At 26.4% G+C, this 24783-nt stretch carries 26 protein-coding genes and 3 tRNA genes; 7 read left to right on the top strand and 22 right to left on the bottom strand.

Annotated features, from left to right (window positions below):
• Positions 1-22 precede the first annotated feature (22 nt).
• Positions 23-95 (bottom strand) — tRNA-Pro (locus tag U881_RS0103890).
• 9 nt (positions 96-104) lie between these two features.
• Positions 105-178, bottom strand: a tRNA-Arg gene (locus tag U881_RS0103885).
• Between the two features lie 102 nt (positions 179-280).
• Between U881_RS0103885 and U881_RS0103880 the strand changes: the two genes are divergently transcribed.
• Positions 281-898 carry an endonuclease III domain-containing protein gene (locus U881_RS0103880; RefSeq protein WP_038363630.1) on the top strand — a complete coding sequence of 206 codons (618 nt, stop codon included), beginning with the start codon at positions 281-283 and terminating at the stop codon, positions 896-898.
• A 7-nt stretch (positions 899-905) separates the two neighbouring features.
• On the opposite strand, the gene U881_RS0103875 is transcribed toward U881_RS0103880, so the two are convergent.
• The 3 genes from U881_RS0103875 to U881_RS0103865 are packed head-to-tail and all read right to left on the bottom strand — an operon-like array spanning position 906 to position 3182.
• Positions 906-1757: an ABC transporter permease subunit gene (locus tag U881_RS0103875; RefSeq protein ID WP_024653305.1), complete on the bottom strand. Its 852-nt coding sequence runs from the start codon at positions 1755-1757 to the stop codon at positions 906-908.
• Positions 1758-1762: 5 nt separating this feature from the next.
• Positions 1763-2704 (bottom strand): ABC transporter permease subunit, encoded by a 942-nt coding sequence (locus U881_RS10795; protein ID WP_038363694.1) that lies wholly within the window; start codon positions 2702-2704, stop codon positions 1763-1765.
• A gap of 37 nt (positions 2705-2741) precedes the next feature.
• Positions 2742-3182: a septum formation initiator family protein gene (locus U881_RS0103865; RefSeq protein WP_024653304.1), complete on the bottom strand. Its 441-nt coding sequence runs from the start codon at positions 3180-3182 to the stop codon at positions 2742-2744.
• A 105-nt stretch (positions 3183-3287) separates the two neighbouring features.
• Between U881_RS0103865 and U881_RS0103860 the strand changes: the two genes are divergently transcribed.
• Together U881_RS0103860 and U881_RS0103855 are read left to right on the top strand one after the other, a co-directional pair.
• Complete coding sequence (locus U881_RS0103860) at positions 3288-4688, top strand: hypothetical protein (RefSeq protein WP_024653303.1); 1401 nt, start codon at positions 3288-3290, stop codon at positions 4686-4688.
• A gap of 28 nt (positions 4689-4716) precedes the next feature.
• Positions 4717-5235, top strand: coding sequence for a hypothetical protein (locus tag U881_RS0103855; RefSeq protein WP_024653302.1), 519 nt, complete (start codon positions 4717-4719; stop codon positions 5233-5235).
• Here U881_RS0103855 and U881_RS0103850 read toward each other — a convergent pair.
• The 6 genes from U881_RS0103850 to U881_RS10790 form a co-directional block, all read right to left on the bottom strand.
• Entirely contained in the window at positions 5198-6205 is a 1008-nt protein-coding gene (locus U881_RS0103850; RefSeq protein WP_024653301.1) for a DUF4340 domain-containing protein, read from the bottom strand. The two genes, U881_RS0103855 and U881_RS0103850, sit on opposite strands and share 38 nt — an antisense overlap.
• 9 nt (positions 6206-6214) lie before the next feature.
• Positions 6215-7729 carry a GldG family protein gene (locus tag U881_RS0103845; protein WP_024653300.1) on the bottom strand — a complete coding sequence of 505 codons (1515 nt, stop codon included), beginning with the start codon at positions 7727-7729 and terminating at the stop codon, positions 6215-6217.
• Between the two features lie 7 nt (positions 7730-7736).
• Positions 7737-8471, bottom strand: coding sequence for an ABC transporter permease (locus U881_RS0103840; RefSeq protein WP_024653299.1), 735 nt, complete (start codon positions 8469-8471; stop codon positions 7737-7739).
• On the bottom strand, positions 8468-9394 hold the full coding sequence (locus U881_RS0103835; protein ID WP_024653298.1) for an ABC transporter ATP-binding protein: 927 nt from the start codon (positions 9392-9394) through the stop codon (positions 8468-8470). The genes U881_RS0103840 and U881_RS0103835 overlap by 4 nt, the downstream gene beginning before the upstream one ends.
• 21 nt (positions 9395-9415) lie before the next feature.
• On the bottom strand, positions 9416-10375 hold the full coding sequence (locus tag U881_RS0103830; RefSeq protein WP_024653297.1) for a ribonuclease Z: 960 nt from the start codon (positions 10373-10375) through the stop codon (positions 9416-9418).
• A 328-nt stretch (positions 10376-10703) separates the two neighbouring features.
• The gene (locus U881_RS10790) at positions 10704-11759 is read right to left on the bottom strand and encodes an NAD(P)/FAD-dependent oxidoreductase (RefSeq protein ID WP_038363626.1); all 1056 of its coding nucleotides are present in this window, start codon (positions 11757-11759) and stop codon (positions 10704-10706) included.
• Between the two features lie 234 nt (positions 11760-11993).
• On the opposite strand from U881_RS10790, the gene U881_RS0103820 reads away from it, so the two are divergent.
• The 3 genes from U881_RS0103820 (at position 11994) to U881_RS0103810 (ending at position 13441) form a co-directional block, all read left to right on the top strand.
• Complete coding sequence (locus U881_RS0103820; protein WP_024653296.1) at positions 11994-12584, top strand: ATP-dependent Clp protease proteolytic subunit; 591 nt, start codon at positions 11994-11996, stop codon at positions 12582-12584.
• On the top strand, positions 12526-13290 hold the full coding sequence (locus tag U881_RS0103815) for a hypothetical protein (protein ID WP_051374040.1): 765 nt from the start codon (positions 12526-12528) through the stop codon (positions 13288-13290). Before U881_RS0103820 ends, U881_RS0103815 begins: the two co-directional genes overlap by 59 nt.
• A gap of 67 nt (positions 13291-13357) precedes the next feature.
• A tRNA-Leu gene (locus U881_RS0103810) sits at positions 13358-13441 on the top strand.
• 28 nt (positions 13442-13469) lie between these two features.
• Here the strand turns inward: U881_RS0103810 and U881_RS10785 are convergent.
• Complete coding sequence (locus tag U881_RS10785) at positions 13470-14324, bottom strand: undecaprenyl phosphate translocase family protein (protein WP_084538428.1); 855 nt, start codon at positions 14322-14324, stop codon at positions 13470-13472.
• 36 nt (positions 14325-14360) lie between these two features.
• On the bottom strand, positions 14361-14690 hold the full coding sequence (locus tag U881_RS0103800) for a nucleoside triphosphate pyrophosphohydrolase family protein (protein WP_024653294.1): 330 nt from the start codon (positions 14688-14690) through the stop codon (positions 14361-14363).
• Between the two features lie 98 nt (positions 14691-14788).
• Between U881_RS0103800 and U881_RS13595 the strand changes: the two genes are divergently transcribed.
• Positions 14789-15694, top strand: a complete 906-nt coding sequence (locus tag U881_RS13595) for a LysM peptidoglycan-binding domain-containing M23 family metallopeptidase (RefSeq protein ID WP_024653293.1) — start codon at positions 14789-14791, stop codon at positions 15692-15694.
• 212 nt (positions 15695-15906) lie between these two features.
• On the opposite strand, the gene U881_RS0103790 is transcribed toward U881_RS13595, so the two are convergent.
• The 9 genes from U881_RS0103790 to U881_RS0103750 form a co-directional block, all read right to left on the bottom strand.
• Positions 15907-17262, bottom strand: a complete 1356-nt coding sequence (locus U881_RS0103790; protein WP_024653292.1) for a sigma-54-dependent transcriptional regulator — start codon at positions 17260-17262, stop codon at positions 15907-15909.
• A complete protein-coding gene (locus U881_RS0103785; RefSeq protein ID WP_024653291.1) occupies positions 17255-18415 on the bottom strand; it encodes a sensor histidine kinase in 1161 nt (386 codons plus the stop codon). The genes U881_RS0103790 and U881_RS0103785 overlap by 8 nt, the downstream gene beginning before the upstream one ends.
• Entirely contained in the window at positions 18415-19455 is a 1041-nt protein-coding gene (locus U881_RS0103780; RefSeq protein ID WP_024653290.1) for a DNA polymerase III subunit gamma/tau, read from the bottom strand. The genes U881_RS0103785 and U881_RS0103780 overlap by 1 nt, the downstream gene beginning before the upstream one ends.
• 14 nt (positions 19456-19469) lie before the next feature.
• On the bottom strand, positions 19470-19958 hold the full coding sequence (locus U881_RS0103775) for a CvpA family protein (RefSeq protein WP_024653289.1): 489 nt from the start codon (positions 19956-19958) through the stop codon (positions 19470-19472).
• A complete protein-coding gene (gene murG, locus U881_RS0103770; RefSeq protein WP_024653288.1) occupies positions 19948-21036 on the bottom strand; it encodes an undecaprenyldiphospho-muramoylpentapeptide beta-N-acetylglucosaminyltransferase in 1089 nt (362 codons plus the stop codon). Before murG ends, U881_RS0103775 begins: the two co-directional genes overlap by 11 nt.
• A gap of 143 nt (positions 21037-21179) precedes the next feature.
• A complete protein-coding gene (locus U881_RS0103765; RefSeq protein ID WP_024653287.1) occupies positions 21180-21974 on the bottom strand; it encodes a PfkB family carbohydrate kinase in 795 nt (264 codons plus the stop codon).
• Positions 21971-22987: a tRNA (adenosine(37)-N6)-threonylcarbamoyltransferase complex transferase subunit TsaD gene (gene tsaD / locus U881_RS0103760; RefSeq protein WP_024653286.1), complete on the bottom strand. Its 1017-nt coding sequence runs from the start codon at positions 22985-22987 to the stop codon at positions 21971-21973. The genes U881_RS0103765 and tsaD overlap by 4 nt, the downstream gene beginning before the upstream one ends.
• Complete coding sequence (locus U881_RS0103755) at positions 22956-23879, bottom strand: divergent polysaccharide deacetylase family protein (protein WP_024653285.1); 924 nt, start codon at positions 23877-23879, stop codon at positions 22956-22958. Before U881_RS0103755 ends, tsaD begins: the two co-directional genes overlap by 32 nt.
• Before the next feature lie 45 nt (positions 23880-23924).
• The gene (locus tag U881_RS0103750) at positions 23925-24728 is read right to left on the bottom strand and encodes a sigma-70 family RNA polymerase sigma factor (protein WP_024653284.1); all 804 of its coding nucleotides are present in this window, start codon (positions 24726-24728) and stop codon (positions 23925-23927) included.
• Positions 24729-24783 lie beyond the last annotated feature (55 nt).

The following is a 24783-nucleotide window of genomic DNA, read 5'->3' as shown; positions in this document are numbered from 1 at the left end:
TCTTCCTGTTTTTTATGTGGAATCGGGACAGTGAGATTCGAACTCACGATCCCCTGCTCCCAAAGCAGGTGCCTTAGCCACTAGGCCATGTCCCGAAAAAATCACGCGCCAATTAGGACTTGAACCTAAAACCTACAGATTAGAAGTCTGTTGCTCTATCCAATTGAGCTATTGGCGCTTTTGAGCCTAAAGTTGAGTATATCATGTTGAAAAACCCTTGTCAATAAAAATATTTGTTGTTTATATTCTGTTAGAGCTATGGATATTTTATAATTATTTTATGCTTAACATTAATTTAATTGTGGATGAAACTTTGTCTAGATATCCTTGTGTTAAACCTTTTTTAACTTTTAGGAATAATTATGAACTTTTAATAATGGTAATTTTGAGTGCAAGAACAACTGATAATATGGTTAATAAGATTGCGCCTAAACTTTTTGAAAAATATGGTGATTTTGAAAGTTTGGCTTGTGCTGATTTGGTAGATGTTGAAAAATTAATTTATAAATTAGGATTTTATTCAAATAAATCTAAAAATATTATAAGTTGTGCACGAATGGTTTTAGACCATTTTAATGGTGTTATTCCTGATAATGTTTTTGATCTTATATCTTTGCCAGGAGTAGGTAGAAAAACCGCTAATGTTATTCTTGGTGTTGTTTATGATAAACCGGCTATCATTGTAGATACTCATTTTAGTAGAGTTGTTATTAGACATGGAATTACTTTTGAGAAGACGCCTTTAAAAATTGAGCTGGATTTAAGGAGTAAGATACCTTCTGATAAACAGTATAGGTTTTCTATGGCTATTAATAGACATGGAAGAGATATTTGTACATCACGTAGTAAAACTTGTAAGAATTGTTTTTTAGAAAAATTTGCACCAAGACTTGTTTGATTGTAATTTATGATGATATAAAAGATTTTATGTGTTTTTTAAGTTTTAAACTTATTGATGTTAATATAATGTTTATGATTAATAATATAATTAGGGGATTTATCCATATCCAAAAATATTCTCTTCCCATTTCAATATATCCCAAAAGTTCTCCAAGGCTTGGATAAGAACTTTTGTCTTGTTGTTGTAAAAAATTTACTACTTCAAAAGTAGTAAGACTTTTTGAGATTTGTAGAGGAATGATTGATGATATTGACGAAAAAACTTCGGGAAATATGTGATATATTATTATTCTAAATTTACTTGCACCCATTGTTTTGCTTGCTTTTACATAATCCAGGTTTTTGATTAGTAGTGTATTATTTCTTGTGATAAATGTAAATTTGATCCATCCGTGTATTATTGCTAGAGTAAATGCAACTTCTAATACGTTGTAATTTTCTTGTTTTGCAAAATAATAAAAAATTAACATTAGTATGTAAAAAAATGGTATTGTTTGTAATGCTTCTATTAGTTTTGAAATTATCAAGCAAGTTTTGAATTTAAAGCTTCCTATTATTATTCCTATGAAAATTCCAATTATTACAGAAATTGCTTCATAACTAAATGCAAGTAAAATAGAATTTCTAGTTGCAATTATTAGTCTTGATAATATATCTCTGCCCATTTTGTCGGTTCCTAAAGGATTTGTGTTTGTTGGTGATTGAGGTAGTTTGTTTGTTTGTTTAATATATATTTTGTTTGGATCTTTCCTGTATATTGCAAATTTTGAATTTTCATTAATTAAATTAGGAGTTATTATTAAAAATAAAATGAAAATACCCGATAATAAGATATATATTTTTTTTAATTTCTTCATTATTCTTATACATCCTTGTAAGGATTAATACTGTATGTTAGTATGTCTGTTATTAAATTTGTTATTAGCATAATAAATACCCCAATAAATAGTAAATCTCTATAGACTACATAATCGTTATTTTTCATTGCATTAATTGTTAAGGCTCCAACTCCATCAATTCCAAATGTTATCTCAATAAAAGAAGCGCCAAAGAATGCTCTTGTGAGAGTAGATCTGAGTTGAGTTATTAATGGAATTAAAGATGGAATTAATGCATGGAGTGTTATTATTGAAAAATTTTTAATGCCTCTTGATTTTGCAGTTATTATATAGGGTTCAGCTAAATTGTGCTCTAGCGATTGTTTGAAAATTACAGCATTAAATATGAAAAATGAAAAAAACCATGCAAAGCCGCCTATTATTAAGTTTTTTTGATCTATTTTAAGGTAGTAGAGTAAAGTAATTACCAAGATTACAATTAGATTTCTTGGTAGTGAATGCAAAAATAACATTATATATTCCAAAATGTTATTTAAAATTTCATTTTTTACAAAAAAAGTCCAAATGATAATGAAAAAGATGGCTATTAGGTAAGATGTTATAAAGCCTGGAATTGATATTGTCAATGTGTTTTTTATTTTGCTAAAAATTACACTTATTGGCGATTTGTCTTTTATAAGAGGGGTATTATATGTAGTTCCCCAGATTAATCCTTTGTATTTTGTTTTATAAACTATGTACAGACTGCCTGAAATGTGTTTGGCAAAATAATCTTTGTCTAATGGGGTATTTGGATTGAAATCATATATTAATTTATAGCTTTCAATACTTTTAACAATTCCGATATATTCCAAATAATCTTTGAATATGTTTTTTTTTGTAAATGGAATATTTGAATGATTATTTGAAAATGCATTGAATATTGTTATACAAAGAAATGTTGATATAATAGCATTGATCAACATATAGAGCATATTTTTTATAATGAATGAAATTGTAGCTTTATCTCCCTTTGTGAAGAATTTTTATTTTCTCAAAATAACTGATTAAAAAATAAGATATCAGTGAAATTACTATTGATATTAAGTAAAAATTTTTGTCTATGTTTTTATTATTTGATGTGTGTTTTATGGTCAAGATATTACCTTGGTAATAATTTTTATCTCCATTAAGATTTTTTATAATAATTGAATTTTTGGGATAATAACCTAGTTTACTTGCCTCTCTTAAGATAGTTGGCTTTGATATTTGTAAATTAATATATTTTGTTTTTAGATTTTTTTGTATTACTTTTAAGTTTTCGATATGATTTTTCATCATAACTAAATTATTGTTTAATTTTTTATAGTTAATAACCCCCATTTCTCCAAAAATTGGTGTCATCATAAAATAACTTATTACCCCTATATAAATAGAGAACATAATTTTTTTTATTAAGAACATATTGTATTGTAATTATATCTTTAATATATTATATTTACAAGTGTATATTTGTTGACTGTGAGTGTATGATCTTTGCTCAAATAGATTTGGAGAAAAGCTTTTGATATGGTAAATCATAAAAATTCTTTTTTTATTAAAGAAGGTCCTAAAGAAGTTGATTTTGATATGCATAGTGTGTTTTTGCAACATTCAGTCAATACTCAAGTTATTCCTTTGCGTTCTGATGATATCAAAGAGCTATTAGATGAAAAATTGTTAAAACTTGATTATTCTTTAAAACAAAGACATGGTGAGCTAGTTGATTATTTAAAAAAAGTTGAGGGACGTATTTCTAGAGTTGAGAATGAAATATTGAGACGTAGTTTGGATTCTCTTGGAAATTCTGATAGTGCTAATTTGAAATCAATGAGTTTTATTGGCTCTCGCGATGAAACTGGGGTTATGGATAATGAATTTGGTGAATTGGTAAAACGAGAGAATAATTTGCCAAATGTTTCACTTGCTCAAGAAGAATTGGATGCTTTACTTGGGGGTTTTGGCGAGCTTTCAGGTGATATTAAAAAAAATTTCGATAATAGTAATACTGTGGGAAATGATTCTGATGTGGCAGAAGTTTTTGGAGGTGAGCCTAAGAGTTTGGATAGTGATAATAATTTATCTTTAGATGCTAATAGTGGTGAGCAGGATATTGTTGCGAATTTAGGTGAACCTGATAAGGTTTTAGCTGAGTCTATTGATGATGAAAATTCTACTGGTGTCGCTTTAAAGGACAATGGTAATCATAAGGATAATTCTATTTTAAATGAACCTTTCTCAGATTTGAAAAGTGATATTTCATCTTATGAACAACAATCTTTAAATACCGATTTAAATGAGGCTAAGTTTTTAAGTCAAGATTTACAAGATGCAAATGATGTGAAGTTTCAGGAAAAGAATGAGACATTAAATGATTTAACTGATATTACTGATCATAAGATTGATGATGTGGATGTAAGTGATGGCATAAATTTAGAGGAAAAGAGTGATAATAGTGATCTGCTTGCAACAGAAAAACAGGAAATTAGTAATTTTGCTTCTGGTAATTTGAAAAAACTTGATAATTTTGAGGATGTATTAAAGGCGGATTTAAATTGTATGGATTTGCAGGGTTGTATTAAAGATTTTGAAGAAAAAAATCTTTATGATGATACAATTGATCTTGAAGATAAGGTGGAACATGGTGTTAAATTGGATGAATCTTCTCTAAAAGAGCAAGGAGGGGGGCTTGAGGAGAGTCATGATGTTTCTAATTTTAGTTTTGATGATGTTGAGGCTATAATAAATAAATTTGATGATAATGACTATTTAAGCCAGATTCAATTAAATAAAGAAGAATGTGCTTCGTTAATTAAGTTTATTAATGAATTAGAAAATGAACTTTCTTTGAATCTTAAGAGCAGTAATTTTAAAATTAAAAAAGAATATGAGATTTTGCAAAAAATTAAGCATTTACTAATAAGAGAGTAGGATTATCTATTTAATTAGATACTATTTTTTGTTTTTTCTAACTTCAATTTTGCTTTTATTTTTAACTTTTTTTTATTTTATTAATAAATTTTTAAATCAGATTGATTTTGATATTGATGATTTAATTAATGATATAAAATCGTATAATGTAAATTTTTTTAAAGATTTAGATCTTGAAAATTATTTTAATAACACTTTGTTTGATGACGATTTGGTTAATTTTTATTATTTGTTTTCATCGGTTAATGGTGTTTTGGTTTGTAAGGCAAAAGATGATTCAATTTATAAATTATCTGATAAATTAGAACCAACTTCTTTAATAAATGGTATTTTTATAAAAAAAATTAAAGTTAATTTTGAACTTGGTGATGAGTTTATAAGTTTAGTTGTATATTACAATATCCTGCCCAAGAGCAGGATACTTTATATTTTGCATTCTTATTTGTTTTTAATATCTTTTTTATATTTTTGTTTTTCTATCTTTGTTTTATATTGCATATATCAAGATATCAATTATGCTCACTGTTTTCTAGATGATTTTCATTGAGATCAGTATTGGTATCTGTATCTTTTGTTTGTATTTTTTTCTCTAAATTAAATATATCAAAAAAAGACCATCTGTTAGTGGTATAGTAATATATATCATTGTCTTTTTTCATTAGGATATTTCTATTTTTTTCATCTTTGCTAGTGTAAACATCAATGTTATTAATACTTTTGTTGTCCCATTGTATTTCAATATTATATTGGAGATCATAATCATTGATTTTGTTTTTATCTATTTCAAGACCATCTGTTGTGAATTGTTGAATTATTTGTAAAAGTTTTTCTTTGCGTAATACTTCTTGATTGAAAAAATAAAGACCATCTTTGATATATACTTTATAATCATTTTTTATTGTATCCTCTTCAGTTTTTTTTGACTTGTTTGTTATTTTAAAGGATAAACTTTCTATTTTTGCATTGTCCTCATCAAAGAGTTTGGTATTTGCAAATGTATTGTAAGAATTATCTTTATAAGATAGGAAGATATTATTTGTTAAGTATACATGGTCATCACTACCCTTGATATAAGATAATCTTGAATCTCCTTTTCCTCTATTTCCAATAAATATTTCGGTTATTAAATTGTTTTGATCATCAAAAAATTTAAAATCAGGGTTTTCTTTTATTCCTAATTCTTTATGTTTATTTGGATTCCTGCTTACAAGTTTATTTTTTTGTAGTTTTTCTAGATCTTGAATCATAGAGTTAACTTTTTGTTCGTCAATTGGAAGTTTGATATCATTGTATTTAAGTTCCCAACCTTTACCCGATTTTGTAATTGTTCCCTCAAGAGCTGTTTCGATTTTTGCAGTTTGCTTGAAATCAATTGCAAAAAATTTTTCTTCTAAAAGTTTTGTAACTTGGTTTTGATTGGAGAATATTATTCCTAACAAAAATGTGGATGTTAATATTATAATTGTTATTATTTTGATATTTTCTCTCATTCCTAGAAAGATTTTTTTATTTTCCATAAATTCTCCTTAATTGGTTCTTCTTTTTTTTGTAAATCTAACAAGTCCAAAGGTGATTATTGCTATGGGTAATATGACTAGATTTATTATTATTAACGAAAATTTTGCGTTTAACATTTCTTTTGAGGAATTTATAAATTTGAGTTTTGAGCGTACTTCTCTTGATTTGATGTTAAAAAAGGCTTCTTTTTGCATTAGGTAATCTGAAATTCGTCCGGCAAATTCAAAATTTGAAGGTGAACCGTTATACATGTAATCACTAAAGATCATGCTTGAACCTAGTAAAATTATTTTTGAATTTTCAGATTTTATATCTTTATACAAACTTTTAATTTTTCCTTCGAGCGAATATCCAAGAATTTGTTGATTGTCTTTGTCAAATGTTTTAGGTACATTGAATGAATACATAGCTATATTTGCAACCTCTTCGTTGTTAGCTTGCCAAGATTCTTTAGAACTTGCAAAGAGAGGTAAATATTTGATGTCATCATTATTTTCTTTATTATTTTCTTTAATTTCTATAAGATTTAGTGAATTACTCCAAGGAATTATGGCATCGTAGAAATTCTTCAGTAAAGGATTATTGGAATCTATGATATTGTTTTTATTAACCAAGATCCATGGATAATATGCTTGAAAATTGCCTCCCAAAAAAAGACTTGGTGATTTCTTATCAAGTACAATATTTTCGTTGTATTTAATACCATAACTTTCAATGAGATTAAATATTGGAGATTGAATTGGAGCTGTTGCATATGGATTTTGAGGGTTATAATCAATTTTGCTTGTAGTTATCAATATCTTTCCGTTATTTACGATAAACTCGTCAATTTTTTTTAATGTATTTTCATTTATATCTTTGGAACCAATAATAAATAGTCCATTTATATCTTTTAATTGTTCGTTTTCTATATTTATTTCTTTGACTTTAGTTTTAAAAGCTTTTTCCATTATTTCTATAAAATTTTTATGTGTTGATTTTAAATTTGTATCTCCAAATACAAGTCCTAATACTTTTTGTGTATTGTTTATTAATTTATCTAGACTGCTTGCAAGATCATATTCTAAATTGCCAATTTCTGTTACTATTGGAAGTACTTCACGTTTGCTTTCATAAGTGATTTCAATCCCTGAATATATTTTTAGTATTGAGAGCTGATTAATTTCTCTTAAATCTATTTGTTGTGATGGAATTCCAATTTGTTCTAATGGAGTTGTTATTTTATCAGCATCTATATCTTTGTAGATGACTTTTCCACTTGAAGCATCGGCAAAACTTGTTAAAAAATTTTTTATTTGTTCTGGGAATGCAAAATAATTGCTAAGGCTTGCGGAATTATAGTAAGTAATATATATTTTTTCATTTGCATTTGAAAATAAGTCTTTTGTAACCTGAGAAATTGTGAAAGCTTTGTTTTTAGTAAAGTCTATTTTGAGAGTAAAAATAGATATGTTACAAAAGATTAGAAGTACTATTATAAGATTTAAGATTAAATTTAAAACCTCTTGATTTTTGTTTTTCATAAAATAACTATCTCCATTTTTTTAGTCTTATGCTGTATGAGCTTAATATTAAAAATATAATTGAAAGTGTAGTGAAGTAGATTAAGTCTGATAAATTTAATATTCCCATATTAAAATAAGCAAAGTGATTACTAATTGAAATAAAGTTGAGTATTTGTCCAAATATATTATCTTTTCCAAATATCATTATTAACTTTCCTGAAAATACTATTATGACTAAAATAAACACACTTATTACGTAAGACACTATTTGACTTCTAGTAATAGAAGATATAAAGACTCCTATGCTAAGCACTGAGTGAGAATAAAGAATTATTCCTAAATATTGTAGGAATATTATACCAAGATCAAATTCACCCATAAAGATTGTCATTAATGTTAGTGGCAACGTGAGAGCAAAAAGTATTAGTGTAAATATTTTAAGTGTAATAAATTTGCCAAGTACTATCTCTTGTGGGTTTATTGGTAGTGCATAAAGTAATTCGATACTTCCCGTTTTATATTCTTCTGAAAATACTCCCATGCTTAGAGCTGGAAGAACCAACATTAAGATTATAGGCATTGATGAAAAATAGGACATTAATGAGGCATTGTCTTTAATAAAAAATCCTGATAAGAAAATAAAGGAAAAATTGACAAATATTAAAAAAAATAGCATTACAACATATGCAGTTGGTGTTCCAAATAAAACTTTTAATTCTTTTTTTGATAAAATTAAAGATTGTTTTAAATCGATTTTCATTCTTGTTTCTCCTTTGTTAGTTTGCTAAATATTTTCTCTAAACTTTCATGTTTTGGAATCATTGCTTTGAGTATCATTTCTTTACTTATAATATAATTAAAAAGTTCTCTCTCACTTTTATTGGGTTTGAGTCTTAATGAAATATTGATTTCTTTTTCAAATTCTTCTATTTTAATTGATGTAAAGATATCATTGTTATTGAAATGTTCTTTGATTTTCCCAGAATCTTTATAAATAATAAGCTCTAGTTCACCTTCTTGAAGTCTATTTTTGGCTATATTTGCTTTAGTGTCATCAGCAATAATTTTTCCATTATTAATAATGACTATTCTTTTACAAATTGATTCAACTTCGCTTAAAATGTGAGAAGAAAATAGTATTGTACTATTTTTTGCAAGTTCTTTTAAAAATTCTTTAAATTCAATAATTTGATTTGGATCAAGACCATTTGTTGGTTCATCTAGTATTACAAGTTTGGGATTGTTAATTAAAGCGCCAGCTATTCCTACTCTTTGTTTAAATCCTTTTGATAGTGTGGATATTAGTTTATTTTTAACACTTCCAAGTTTAAAAATGCTTATTGCTTTATCTATTTCTTTGGTTTGATTTGTAACACCCTTAATTTCTGATATAAAATTTAAATATTCTTTAACTGAGAGTTCAGGATAAAGAGCCAGTTTTTCAGGTATGTACCCTATGTTTTGTAATATTTCTTTTGAATTTTCAGTTATATCTTTTCCAAAGATTTTTACATTTCCTTTATTTGGATAATGAAATGATGTTAAAATTTTAATTAATGTCGATTTTCCTGCTCCATTTGGACCAAGTATTCCAAGCACTTCCCCTTCGTCAACTTTGAAGCTAACATTTAAGAGAGCTGTAAATGAACCATATGTTTTAGTAATATTGTTTACGTGTATCATATGTTATCTCCTTAGATATTATTATTTTATAATAAATTTATCTTTATTTGCTTTAAGTTTCATACCATCTTTTGTTAAAAATATGTTTCCATCTGGATATTCTTGTTGTGCCTCATTTAGTAATTCACATAAATCTTTATTTAGCGTATATCTTTCACTAAAATGTATAAGTCCAGTTTGATATACTTTTGCTTTTTTTGCAATTTGTGCTGCTAATTTTGCTGTTAAATGTAATTTTTTTTTGGCTTCTTCTTTTAAATCATTTTTAAATGTACTTTCAATAATTACTAAATTAAAATTTTGAATTTGTGTGCTTAATTCTTCAAAATAAGCTGTATCTGTAATATATGCAAATTTGAGTCCTTTTTGGGTCTCTCCTAATATTTCAGAAGGTGATATTTTTCTTCCATCAAGTATTACTTCATTTCCCTCTTGGAGTTTTTTTCTAATAGGTCCTTTTGGTATATTTAGGCTTTCTGCTTTTTGTGTGTCAAATTTTCCGGGTTTGTCTTTTTCTATGAATAGATATCCAATACACTCTATTGAATGTTTAAGTTTAATGTATTCGATTCTTTTTCTTTTATCTTCATATAATATAGGGTCTGTTTTATTAATTATTACTTCTTTATATATTATTTGATAATTTTTGTGTACTCTTAATAGTTCAATATTTGTTTCCAAGTACTTCTTGATACCTATAGGACCAATAATGGTTAAAGGTTCTTTTCTTGTATCGCCACTTTGTGCCATTAACATTACTATTCCAAGTAGTCCTGTGATGTGATCTGCGTGTAAGTGCGTGATGCAAATTATTTTAATTTTTTGCCATGATATTTTTTGTTTTCTAAGAGACATTTGCGTGGCTTCTCCACAATCAAAAAGAAAGCTTTCTCCATGGTATTCAATTAAAATAGATGTTAAATATCTGTTATATAGTGGTCTTGTGCCCCCCGTGCCAAGGATATTGATATTAAAATTCAAAAATGATCTCCCAATTTTTTTTGTTTAGTAAGTTGTAAATATATATGTCAAAATTGGTTTTCAAAATAAGCAGTATGGTTATATTGATATTTGGCATTTTTTTAAAATAATTTTTTAACTTAATAACAGATACTCCTTGATATTGTATGTTGAGTATTTGCTTTAGTAAGAGATAGATAGGTGTTATTTTGACTATTATATTTTAGTTTGACACACACTAGACATATTATATTATTTTTTTGTGAAATTAGAAATATTTTAAATATAAATTATTCATTGCAATAAAAGTTTGAAAAAAATTAATTGGCTATTTTAGAGTACTTTCATTTTAAGGATTGTATAAGTTTTCATACCTTTTAATGTCATAATAAGTTGGTAAATTAGATTTATTTTCAATATAATCTAAAATTTTTTTGGATAAATATGGTGCCATTGATATTCCTCTTGTTCCAAATCCATTTAATATAAATATATTTTTATATTGTGGGTGTTCTCCAATAAAGGGTTCTCGATCAAGTGTGGAGGGTCTTATGTGTGCTTTGTGTTCTATTACTTTGTAATTTAGATTTGTAATTTTTTTGAGTTTTTCTAATAATTCTGCTTTTGCCCATTCATTTGTGCTTTTATCTAGAGTTTGCCATTCATAAGTTCCTCCAAGATAATATTTATTGTTTTTTAAAGGTATTAATGATACATGCCTATTGTAGATTTCTTTAAGATTGAGTCCTTGAATTTCTATTATAAGCATTTCTCCTTTTGCTAATTTGAATGGAAGATATGAAAAGAATCCTTCAATTTTTTCTTTATATCCTTTTGTGAAGATTATTTTTTTAAATTTTAATTTGTTTATTGTAAAAAATTTTTCGTTTATTTTAATATTTTTGTGATTGATCTCTTTTTCTATATATTTATGATACTTAATAAAGTATTTCTTTAGGTTATTTATATATAAATTTGTATTAATTGTTGCTCCATTTATTAGTATGCCTCCATCGTTATCATTAGAAAAATTATTTATTCTATCATTCTTTATTTCTATAATAAAGTCTTTCAAATTTGCATCATTGTTGATTTTTGAAAGTAATTCTCCTTTTTGGGTTTTTGTGGTAAATGGTCTAAATATATGATTTTCTTTGAAAAAATTACAATGAATATTTTTTTCCATTGATTTGTAATATTGAATTGCAAATGTAAAAATTTCAGCTTCTTTCCAAGCAATATTCATTTTTCTTCCCATAATAGGGTTAATAAGTCCTCCAGCTACTGTTGTTGCTTTGTCTTTTCCGTCATCGAATAAAATTACACTTTTTTTTCTTTGGATTATTTCATAAGTTAAAGTGCTTCCAGCAATACCACCCCCAATAATTGCAAATTCATATTCCATTTGGTTTTCCTTTATTTAGAATTTGATTTTTTTGTAATTTTAAAAAATTATTTTCAAGTAAGCAATTTGTTTATAAATTATTTTACAGTTTATTTTTATTAAAATTTTTTACTTGTTTTGTTTATATTTAATTATTTTCATGTTATTTATTTTTATATTTGTATGAAGATTTAAAAACCTTTTGTTTTTAACTATAATATGTATATTAAATTATATTGTTTCAAGGGTTAGTTTATGGATTTTAAGGATAAAAATGTGCAAGCAGAAATACAAAAATCATTAGAATTTGCGTTAAAGAGTAGATCAATAGTTATTACAGGTGAGATTGACAAGGATACTTCTAAGTTATTTCAAGAAAAAATATTATTTTTAGAAGCATCAGATTCAAGTAAACCAATATTTGTTTATATTGATTCAGAGGGTGGTGATATTGATGCTGGCTTTGCTATTTTTAATATGATACGTTTTGTAAGGCCTAAGGTCTTTACGATTGGAGTTGGGCTTGTTGCAAGTGCTGGTGCTTTAATTTTTTTAGCAGCAGATTCAAAGAGTAGGTTTTCTTTGCCACATGCAAGATATTTATTGCATCAACCATTAAGTGGCTTTAAGGGTGTTGCTACAGATATTGAAATTTATACAAATGAGCTTAATAAGGTTAAGAGTGAACTTAATGATATTATTGCAAAAGAGACGGGTCAGGACCTTGATAAGGTAGAGAAGGATACTGATAGAGATTTTTGGTTAAACAGTGAATCAGCAGTCAAATATGGGCTTGTCTTTAAGATTATTAAGACTAGACTTGAACTTGAGAAATTTATTTCTTAGTTTATTGGTGCTATCTTGTAGTTTTTCAAAAAGAAATTTTAATATTTTAGAGTTTAGTGTTGCTAATTTTCCTAAGAATTTAGTTTCACTTAATCTATTAGTAGATATTGCTTATAATCTGTTTTGTTCGGATTTTGATTTGGTTATCATTAAAAATTTAAGTAATAAAGAGGAGTTAGATCTAGTTAATAATAAGGTTGCATTTGGAGATTTTCAGAATGCATATTTTATTAGACAAAATGATATTTTATCTATAGGTCTTCTTGCTAAAGAAAAAATTAAAATACAAATTTTAGAGTTGATAGAAGGGTTTTATGAGTATAGATTGGGTGTGGTTGTTGATTTTATGTTTAAAGATCGGAATTATGGTATTGTTGTTTTTAATTTTGATGAAAAAATAGCTGATAATTTAGATATTGCTATTATTAATGAGCAAATAAAATATTTAAGTCGTAGATATGAAAATTTGCTTTTTATTTTAAATAAGAGTGAACTTGTTTTATTGAATATGATCATTAGAAATGGTTTTTTTAATTTGCTTTACCATTCAACCAGTCCTTTTCATATAATTAATGTCATTGATTCTAAATTTTGTTCTAATTTTGCAGCACAAATCTCTCTTCATTCTTTAATGTATGTTATTTTAAGCTATTTATATGATAATTTTTATATAGATGGCTTTCCAAAAAGTATTTTAATTGAATAGATGAATAAATTTAAATTTTATTTAATTCTTGACATCGTTATTGCATTATTATATCATTACTACCGATGCCGAAATGGTGGAAATGGTAGACACACAGGACTTAAAATCCTGAGGAGGAAGCTCCGTACCGGTTCAAGTCCGGTTTTCGGTATTTAAAATTTCAAGATTGTTTGTTACTGCTAAATAGATTGTTTAAAGAAATTGTTTATGTATATTCCTATTCCAAGTAAGGTAATTGAGAGTGCGTAAATTGTTGGGCTAAGCTTTACTTGTAGTTTAGTTGTGATAAATATCATTTGTATGATTGTTCCTGAAATTAGTCCCATAGATAGATAGAGGAAATTGATTAAATTTTTTTCTATTGTTTTTTTGATGATCAGTATTGTAATTCCTATGCCTATTATTGTAAAAATACCAAATATTATACATGGAATGATGTTAATTTGTGCGATTATGTTTATTATTTCTCTGTAAGTTCCAAGACTAAGTAATATGAGTGAACCTGATATTCCTGGTAGGATCATTGCAGCACCACCTATTATTCCTGAACTGGCAAGTAATAGATAGTATTGAATTGAGGTTTTGTTTTGATTTGTTGTTAAATTTAGCGATACATTATAATTTTTTAAAACTAGGAAGAATAGTATGGTTAAAAATCCAATTAGAAATAATAGATATTTATTAATATTTTTATTTTTGTTAAATTGCAAATTTGTATTAATTCCTTTTTTTAATGTAAATATGCTGCCCGTAAGTAACCCTATGAAAAATATATTTAAATACATTTCTTTTATTGAATTGTCTAAAATGTAATTTTTAAATATTTTTGCAAGTATTATTGTTGAAGTTAATATTCCAAGTGATAACTTTCCTAGAAAAATTATGTTTTCTTTTACTCTCTTTAGCTTTATAAGACTGGTAGATGAATAAATGATGTTATAATATATTCCTAGTATTAAGGCAAGCGTACCTCCTGAGATACCCGGTATTATACTTGCACTGCCAATTAATATTCCTTTTATATAAATTTCCATTATAATTGCTTATATATTTACATAAAATAGTGTCTTTTATCTCTCATCACCCTCACCACTAATTGTTCCGTTTTCATATCTTTTTTTTAATTTTTCTAAATTTGTTATTGCAACATCTTCAAGTGTTATTCCAAGATTATTGCTTAGATTTGAAATATACCATAATACATCACCAAGTTCTTTCTTTATTGCCAGTAAATATTCTTCATCAAGGACATATTCTCTATCTCTACCTAATTTTTTTATTTTCTCTACCACTTCTCCTGTTTCACCAGCAAGTCCAAGTGTGGTTAAGATTAGTTCTTCTTTTTTATTTTTATATTTTGCCGTTTGTTTAGCTTTTATTTGATATTCGTTTAATTCCATAATTAAGACCAGTTTAATATAGTTTTTATTTATTTACAAGTTTATTTATCGTTTCTTTTTTTTGAAATTGTTATTATATTAATTGATATTTAGCTATTATGGATAAGTGTATTTTTTTATTTGAGTTTTTATTCTTTTTGTTACAATTTGCTTTCTTATATTCTTATCCTGAGATAAAAAATTTTTCAAATAAGGATCCTATTTTTTATGATCTGAGAAGAAAAATTTCTAAATATAATAAAAAAGAAAATGTTCCTTTATTTGTTTATTTATATCGAGTAAAAGGGGGAGATACTTTTTTTAAGATTTCAAATAAATTGAATGGATGGCAAGCTAGTATTGCTACAATTAATATGTTGGATTCTCCTTCTTTAAAGGTAGGACAAGAAATTTTATTACCTAGTAGAAAGGGTATTTTTGTCCTTAATAATAAAGATTACAGATTTAATAATTTGCTATTAGCGACAAGGGATTTGTCAAAAGCAGAAAAAGTAAAGATTAAGAGGAATAATAAGATTTATGACTTTTATTTTTTTGATTCTCTCAAGCATCCAAAATTAAGTTTTTTTTCAAGTACAGAGATGCTTTTCTTTTTAAATTCTGATTTTATTTTTCCGTTAAAGAGCTTTATTGTAAGTTCTGATTTTGGATTTAGACCAGATCCTTTTACTGGTGTTAAAAGTTTTCATACAGGTATAGATCTTGCAGCTCCTATTAACTCTTTGGTTTTTTGTTCAGCTTATGGTGTTGTTGGTGTAGTTGGGTTTAATAATGTTTATGGTAATTTTGTTGTTGTGGAACATAAAAATAATGTTAAATCTCTTTATGGACATCTTAGTTCTTATGTTGTTAAAAAAGGAGATATTTTAAGAGCAGGGGGTATTATTGGTAGAGTGGGGCAGACTGGTCGCTCTACTGGTCCTCATTTACATTTCGAAATATTAAAGAGAGATGGTCCTGTTAATCCTATGACAATTTTAAAAGGGACAAAATTAGATTATTAAATTGTGTTTATTATAATGTGATAATTTAAAAAAAATTAAATATAGGGGTGTAATTTTTTGCTACACTTTATTTAAAAGATTTACTTAATGTGTTTCGACTTGATATATTATTGTTATTATTAATAGTTTTTTGGTATAAAAAATATACACTATAGCATAATAGATGTATTGTTTGATACTAATTATTAATTAATAGTTGCTATATGTGTTAGTTAATATATGTTGTATTCTGTAATTTTATTGTGCAAGGTTTTTCTTCCTATTTTAAGTATTTCAGCACATTTGCTTTTATTATTCTTGGAGTGCAGAAGTGTTTGTTTGATAATTTCTTTTTCTGCTTCTTTTAAGCTTATTCCTATTGGTAATGTTATTTTAAATGTTTGATTTGTGTTGTTCTTGATTTTGGGAGGCAGATCATCTTTAACAATTTGTTTTCCTTTAGATAAGATTAATGCGCTCTCAAGTACATTTTTTAGTTCTCTGATATTACCCGGCCAATCATATGCATAAAGGGCTTTTAGTGCATCATTAGATAGATTTTTTTCTTCTCTATTATTTTCACTTGCAACGCCTTTAATTAGTATTTTTGTTAAATTTAGAATATCGTCTTTTCTCTCTCTTAGTGGTGGAATATTTATATTTATGATGTTAAGTCTATAAAATAAATCTTCTCTAAATTTTCCTTTTTTAATTTCTTCTTCAATGTTTTTATTTGTTGCTGTTAATAGCCTAATATCAACTTTCATAGTTGTCTCGCCTCCTACTCGTTCAAATGTTTTATTTTGAAGGACTCTTAATAATTTCACTTGAACTTCAGGTGAGATTTCTACTATTTCGTCTAAAAATATGGTTCCTTTATCTGCCAGTTCAAATCTGCCTTTTTTTTGAGAAATTGCACCTGTGAATGCTCCTTTTTCATGGCCAAACAGTTCACTTTCAAGTATACTTTCAGATAGTGCAGCGCAATTGACTTTAATGAAAGGTTTGTCATTTCTATTTGATAAATCAAATATGGCGTCTGCTATTACTTCTTTTCCAACACCACTCTCTCCAGTTATTAGAACAGATGCTTTTGATTTTGCAATTTTTTTTACAAGTTCTAAGGTTTTTTGCATTATCAGTGATTTTCCAAATATCTCTTCATAATAGCTTAGATTTTTTCGGATAATTATGTTTTCTTGTAATACATTTTGATGTTTTTTATCATTTTTCTTTTTTAAAGCTCTTTTGATGATTAGTAATAATCTTTCAAGGTCAACAGGTTTTGTTAAAAAATCGTAAGCACCTTCTCGCATAGCATCAACTGCTGAATCTACGGTTCCATGTGCTGTAAGAATAATTAAGGGTATATTTGGATTTTTGTCTTTTACAATTTTTAATAATTCTTCTCCTGATATTTGAGGCATTCTAAGATCAGATATTATAGCATCAATTTTTTCGTTTTGAATTATTTCAAGAGCTTCTTCTCCGTCACTAGCTGTAAATACAAAGTAACCTTCTTCTTCAAGGTAAGTTGCTATCCCTTCTCGTATATTTTTCTCATCATCTGCTACCAATAATTTACTCATTTTCTAAACATCCTTCAATTAAGATTTTTCCTGTATTTAATTTTGGAAGTGTTATTGTAAAAGATGTTCCTTTCATTTCTTTACTTTCTACAAAAATTTCACCACCATGTTCTTTAACTATTTTATAGGAAATAGTAAGTCCTATTCCACTTCCATTTTCTTTTGTGCTAAATTGAGGTTTGAATATGTCGTCTTTTGTTTCATTTTTTATTCCATTGGCATTATCTTTGATAGTAATATAAATGTTATCTTCATTTTCGTGAATAGATACTTCTATTTTTTTTATTTTTTTATTTGATTCAATTAATGCTTCTTCTGCGTTTTTTATTATATTGATAATTACTTGTCTTATAAGTTTTTCATCAATTAATGCGAGGCTTACTTTTTTTAGATTGAGTAAAAATTTAATATCTTTGTTTTCTAGTTCTGGATTTAATAGATTATATACGCTTTTTATAATGCTGGAAATGTCTCTTTTTTTGGGCATTATTTTTATTGGTCTTACTGTTAATAAAAAATCCGTTACGGTTTTATCCATTCTATTTATTTCTTCTTTAATTATTTTAAAATAATTATTTGCCTTTGTGCTTTTTATGTTTTGTCTATCTATTTCTTTTTTTAGTAGTTGTAAATTTATATCAATTGCTCCTAAGGGATTTTTGATCTCGTGTGCTATGTTTCTTGCATGTCTTGTAAATGCGGCTAAAGCTTCGGCTCTTCTAAAGAGTTCTTCTTTATGTTTTTTGTCCTTAATGTCTTCAATTAAAATGATATTACCCTCAAGTTTTTTCTCTTTAACGTATGGCATAAATGATATTTTGATATATATGTTTGTTGAAATTTGTACTTCAAATCCTATTATTTTATCTTCATTGACTGCTAGTTCTTCTATCAAATGTGTTAGTGATGAAATGGGAATATCTTTAAGATTTTCTAGTTTATATTTAGGACTTATAGATAAAATTTGGAATAACATTTTGTTTAGATAGATTATGTTGTTAACTTTATCAAGTACTAAAATTCCTTCATTAATAGATGCGAAAATACCATCGTATATTTCTATTTTTTTATAAATATCTTGAATAAATTTAAGTTTTTGATCGCTTGATAATTTATTTAATTTAGTCAGTGTTTTCTTTAAGAATTTACTCATTAATCCTCATAATGTAGCATTAAATTTTCGATTATTGATTTTTTATTTTGATTGTAAGGATTGTATTTCAGGATATGTTTTAGATATGCTAATCTTTTTAAGTATATTTTTATATCTAAGTCTTGATTTAAAAATTCATTTCTAAGTTGCTTTTTAAGTTCTTCTAAAAATAGATAAAATATGTTTTCATCTTTTATAAAGTTAAATGTACCTAGATTAAATATACCCTGTTTTTTTTGTACTATATCTAGAATTCTTTTAACTTCTTCTTGTAATTTTATTTGTTCTTCGCTATTAAATGATTTAAAGTATTCTTCTGTGGTAATTTTGTCATTTTTTTTGAAAGTTTCTTGAAATTGTGTAATGGCAAATTCTTTATTTTCTTTTTTAAATTCGTATGTTCTAAGTCTAGATAGAATTGTTTTTGGAATCTTATTTTTATTTCTTGTAGATAAAATAAAGTAAATGTTTAAAGGTGGCTCTTCTAGTATTTTTAACAATGCATTAAAGACATTAAAATTTAGGTTTTCAATCTCATTAATGTAAATTATCTTTATCTTGTCTTTTTCAGATAATGCCCAAGATTTAATTTTCCTAATATCGTTAATTGTAATGTTGAAATTTATTTCTTTAATTATTTCTTCAATTTTATTAATAAGTTCTTTTGTTGTTGTGTCATTGTATTCATTGTTGTAATAAATTTTGTTAATAAAATTTATATTTGTTTCTATTTTTTTCAAGTTTTTGTCATGACTAAAGTTATATTTAGTGAAAATAATGTTTTTGACATATTCTAGGTATCGATTTGTAACTTCTGATGTTGAACTGAGATATGCTTTTGCTTCCACTATATTAAGGCTTGAGAGAATGATTAAATTAGGATTTGTTAAAGTTTTTGTGTTTAAAATTTTTTTTGCCAGTGTAATTGCAGTTGTCTTTTTAAAAGAAAATCTTTCTCCCCAAAAAAGCATTGCATTTACTAGATTTCCTTTTTCATATTCATTAATTATTGTTTTAGATATTTCGGGTAATATTTTCATATTGTAACTTCTCTTTACTCTTTTTTTGCTATTTTGAAAAAGTAATTTATTCCGGGATTGAGATATTTAAGCAAGTTGCTTTCTGATAAGAAATAATTAGGATTTAATATTGGTTGAGAATGAAGTATATATACTACAATCGCAATGATACCAAAAGCTTCAAATAAACCGAGTGTAAGACCAAGTATCCTATTGAAAAATAATAATTTTAAGTGACTTATTATTGATTCAATTAATGCTTGCAAAATTAAAAATCCTATGTGTATTACTAATAAAAATACTAGTAATGCTTGGATATATGACAGCTCAAGAATGGGTGATATCAATATTTGAAAATCATTAGTCTTATTATAAAGTAAAAATATTAAAGTAAAGATTTCGACAAATCCAGCAATTTCTTTAATAAAACCTCGTAAAAATCCCCTAAGTCCTAATGATATAAAAATTATCATTATTAATATGTCAACTATACCTGTTATTTTAAAAGGATTATTATTTAACATTTATATCCTCAAATTCTTTTAATATTAGATTTGCTATTATATTTGATGAATCTTGATGATGAAATTTTTTTATATTCTGTTTTATTGTATTGAATTTTTCTTTGTTTTTTAAAATTTCTTTTATTAAGTTTATAATTTCAATTTCATTTAGTTTGTCTTCATCTATTTTCAAACATGCATTTTGATTTTCTAATAAATTTGCGTTTTTAACTTGATCTCCTCTTGAACCCTTTATAAGGGGAATAAATATTACGCATGCACCAGCATTTGCAAATTCCTTAATTGCACCGGCTCCTGCTCTACTTATTATTATATCTGAAAATTTTATTATGCTTGCCATTTCTTCTGCGTGAAAAAATTGACTTCTTAGATAATTGTCTTCTCTAATTGGATCTAAATTTTTGCCACATTGATGAATAAAATAGACATCAATTTTGTTTTTGATATTGATAGTTAATTTATTTAAAATTTCTGCTCCAAGAGAGCCTCCAAGTATACTAATTACGGGTTTTTGTGTGTTTTGGGTTAATTTTTTGATAATATCTGATTTTGGATTTAAAAATTCTTTTCTTATTGGTGATCCTGTATATAAGACGTTTTTGTTTTTAAAATATTTTTTGCTTTCTTTAAAGCTTATGTGTATTTTGTGCGCAAATTTTGAATTGATTTTTGTTGCAAGACCAGGATCAAGATCCATTTCATGAGTTATGCTTTTTATTTTAAGTAGACTTGCGGCAATAATAGGAGGACTTGATACAAAACCACCAGTTGCATATATAATTTGTGGTTTGTGTTTGAGTATAATGAAAAGGCTTTTGATTATTCCAAATATGACTTTAAAAAAATCAATGAAATTCTGTATAGAAAAATATCTTCTAAGTTTTCCTGCTGGAATTGCAATAAATTTGATGTAGGTATATTCTTGAATAAGCTTTTCTTCCATTGAATTTTTTTGTCCAAGCCAAAAAAATTCAATATTTGTATCATATTCTTTTAATTTTGAAATTATTGCTATTCCTGGGAAGACATGTCCTCCTGTGCCTCCTCCTGTAAAAATAATTCTTTTTTTAGTGTTGATATATTCTTTCATTTCTTGTTTAAATTCCTATATTTTTATATTTTAATTTAATGATCCATCTTAATGCAAATATTGCATATTTTTACTTTAAGAGTAAGTCATTTATGGGACTTCAGGAAAAGAGATCTTATTGTCTTAATATGTTAAAAAATATTTTTTAAAAAAAATTCAATTTGAATATCTTCCTTTTTAGAAGTGTTGTTTAGAATAGAATGTTTTATGATTGAATGAGTAACTTGAGTTGCTTTTTCTAATGCGTATTCTATTTCTTGTGTTTCAAGATATCCTATTAATAGACTTGTAAACAAATCTCCTGTTCCACTAAAACTTTGTTCTAATTTTTCTAAAAAAAATTCTGAATATTCTTTTGTTTTTGTGTTATAAGCAGCAGTGCCTATGAGATTGTCTTTTTCTATGCTTGTTATTACTATTATTCCTTTTATTTCAAGCTTTAATATTGCTTTTATTATTTCATCTTTATTTCTGACTTTTTCAGTTTTAGCTAACATTTTTAGCTCTGTAATATTTGGTGTTATTATATCTGCATGTTTTATTAGTTCTCTAAATCCATTCACTATTTTGTAATCAAAAGTAGAATAGAGCATATCATTGTCTGCAAAAACAGGATCAATTATTATTTTTTCAAATTTAAATAGTTTGAATGTATTTTCTATTATTTTGTGTTGTTTATTATTTCCTAGGAATCCGCTATAAAATATATCGAAGTTTTCATTTTGATTTTTCCAAGATAAGATAAATCTTTCTAATTTATTTGTTAAGTCTATTATTTCAAATTCTTTGTAATTTGTCGTTGCAGAAAGGACAGCAGTAACTAGTGGACAAACTTGCATATGAAATGATGATATTATTGGTATACATATTGTAAGTGATGCTCGACCTATGGTTGAAATATCATGCATGGCTAATACTCGTTTCATAATTTTGCTCCTTTTGTGTATTTATAATTTTCTATTCTTGAATTTACGTCAGTTTCAATGGGGCTTGCTCCGTATTTTAAGTACATAAGATATCCAATTCCTGCAATCATTGCTCCGTTGTCTGTACAAAGGTTTATTGGGGGATAGTATGTTTCTATGTCAAGGTTTTTGATTTTTTCTCTTAAATAAAGATTGCTTGCAACTCCGCCAGATATTATTAGTTTTTTTATATTGGTATCTTTTATTGCTCTTTTTATTGGTACTATTAAATTTTCAAATGCTGTTCTTTGAAAACTGGCAGCAATATTATTGTTTGTTATTTTGGCATTTTTGTCTTTGAATTTTTCAATTTGATGTATGCATGCTGTTTTGAGACCTGAATATGAGAAGTCATATCTATTTTCTTTTTTATCGAAAATTGTAATTGGGAAATTGAATGCATATTGATCACCATTTATAGCCAGTTTTTCTATGTTTGGACCACCAGGGAATCCCATTTTGTAATGTTTTGCTATCTTGTCAAATGCTTCTCCGCAAGCATCATCAAGTGTTCGTCCAAGTATTTCAATATCATCAAAATCATTTTGTTTTGCAAGTATCGTGTGTCCTCCACTTAATACTAGTGATAAAAATGGATATTCTATCTTTTTGTTCATTAAGGGTGCATAAAGATGTCCTAGAATATGGTCAATACAAATTAAGGGTTTTTTAAGAGCAATGGATAGACCTTTAGCAAAATTTACACCAACAATTAAAGAACCAATAAGGCCAGGTTTGGATGTGACTGCTATTAAATCTATTTCTGATGCATGTATTTGAGCATTTGTTATTGCTTTGTGACAGACAGACATGATAAATTCTGTATGTAGTCTTGAAGCAATCTCTGGTACTACACCATAATATTTCTTGTGTTCTTGTTGACTAAGTTTGATATTACTTAAAATTGTAACGCCATTTTCTACTATGGCTGCACAGCAGTCATCACATGAGCTTTCTATCCCTAGTACCTTCATTATTTTCCTCTTTTTGATAAAGGTTTATTAAATTTTTAAATACAAATTCCTTCTTTAGATTTTCTGATTCTTTTTGGAGTATTTTAAGGGTATTTTTTGACCAAATATGTCCTATTACTTTGACGATTCCTTTTGTTCTGGCTATTTGTTTTGCTCTATCAAGTGCTTTAATTACAGATTTTTCATTATCCCTATTATCAAGAAATATATCTCTTTGCTCTACTAAAATCCCAATATTTTTACCGGTTTGTTCAGATATACTGTCTTTAGTAGTGAGACTGTCAAAAAAATATTTATTTTCTTCTTTAAGTTTAATCAAAATAATTTGCATAATACTTTTATTTGAAGTAATAAGACTTCCCATATGATTATTCATTATCTTTGCATTGGGATATTCTTTAAATGTTTTTTCAATTTTTGTTCTTATGGTGTCCTCATCATCGTTGATATTGATATGAAATTTTTCTATTGAATTTTTATGTTTGGATTGCATTGGAAAATGAATCATTATAATTTTATTTTTATCTTGTAGTTTGTTATAAAATTCCATTGATTTTGGTAAAAAGGGAATAATTGAAAAATTGATGTTTAGATCAATTTTTATGAATTCGTCCAGCATAGATTCATCATATCCAACATCGTCAATTATGAGATAAAATTCTGGCTTGAAATTGTTAAATTTTAATTTTTTTTGTACTTTTTTTAAGTTTTTTCCTTTAAGTTTTGCTAATTTATTTTTTAAACTTAGATTAATCTTGTTGGTATTTGATTGTAGGTATGCAAAACTTGAAAATAATACAATCACTGATGCAAAAGATGTAATTATAACAAACAATATTGTAATTTTTAACTTATGTTTTTTAAGAAAAACACAAGTATCTTGAATATTCATGCCCAGAGCTTCTTATTATATTAAAATATGCTATTAAGTCAATATTTATTGATAAAGTTCGTCTCTGAGTTTTTTAAGCACTCGTTTTTCTATTTGTCTTACAGTTTCTGAAGATATTCCAAGTTCAGTAGAAATATCTTTTAATGTGCTTTTTTTATCACTATTGTCCAAATTATATCTTTTTGTGATTATATATCTTTCTTTGTCATTGAGTTTTGTTTCTAGTATGTATTTTAGATGTTTTAATGTTGAATTTTGTTCAAGAGTACTTTCAGGATTAAAAGAATTATCTTCATAAAGATTGAGAAGTGTGGAATTTTCTGAACCTTCAATCTTTTTATCAAGAGAATATTCTTTTTCCAGGTAGGGAATAATCTTTACATATTGAGCAGTTGTCAAGTTGAATCTTTCCATTATGTCTTCTTTTTTTGGTGATTTTTCTTCTTCCATAAGGTATTTATTTATTTGCAGTATTAAATTTTCTTTCCTGTATGGCACCTTCACAAGTCTAGTTTTTGTATTTAGTGCTCTTTGAAGTGATTGTTTGATCCAAAAGGAAGCATACGTTGAAAATTTGGTGTTCTTGCTTGGATCGTATTTCTCTGCAGCTCTAATTAAACCTAGATTTCCCTCTTGGATTAGATCTTCTATTTTAAGTCCTTTACCAGCATATCTTTTAATTATTTTTAGAACTAGGCGTAAGTTGGAGTTTATCATTTTGTTTTTTGCTTTTAAGTTTCCTCGTTTAATCTGTTTTGCAAGCTCGATTTCTTCTTCGTGAGTTATAAGTCTATGTTCTCTTACAGATTTTAGGTATATATTTAAATCTTCATTGCTAAATATATTCACACTACTTCTCCCATCTTTTAAATTTGTGTATCAACATCCTTCTCCCTTTTTGATG

It is taken from the genome of Borrelia persica No12 (genome assembly GCF_000500045.1).
GTDB lineage: Bacteria > Spirochaetota > Spirochaetia > Borreliales > Borreliaceae > Borrelia > Borrelia persica.
This window is presented reverse-complemented; position numbering and strand designations above follow the sequence as displayed.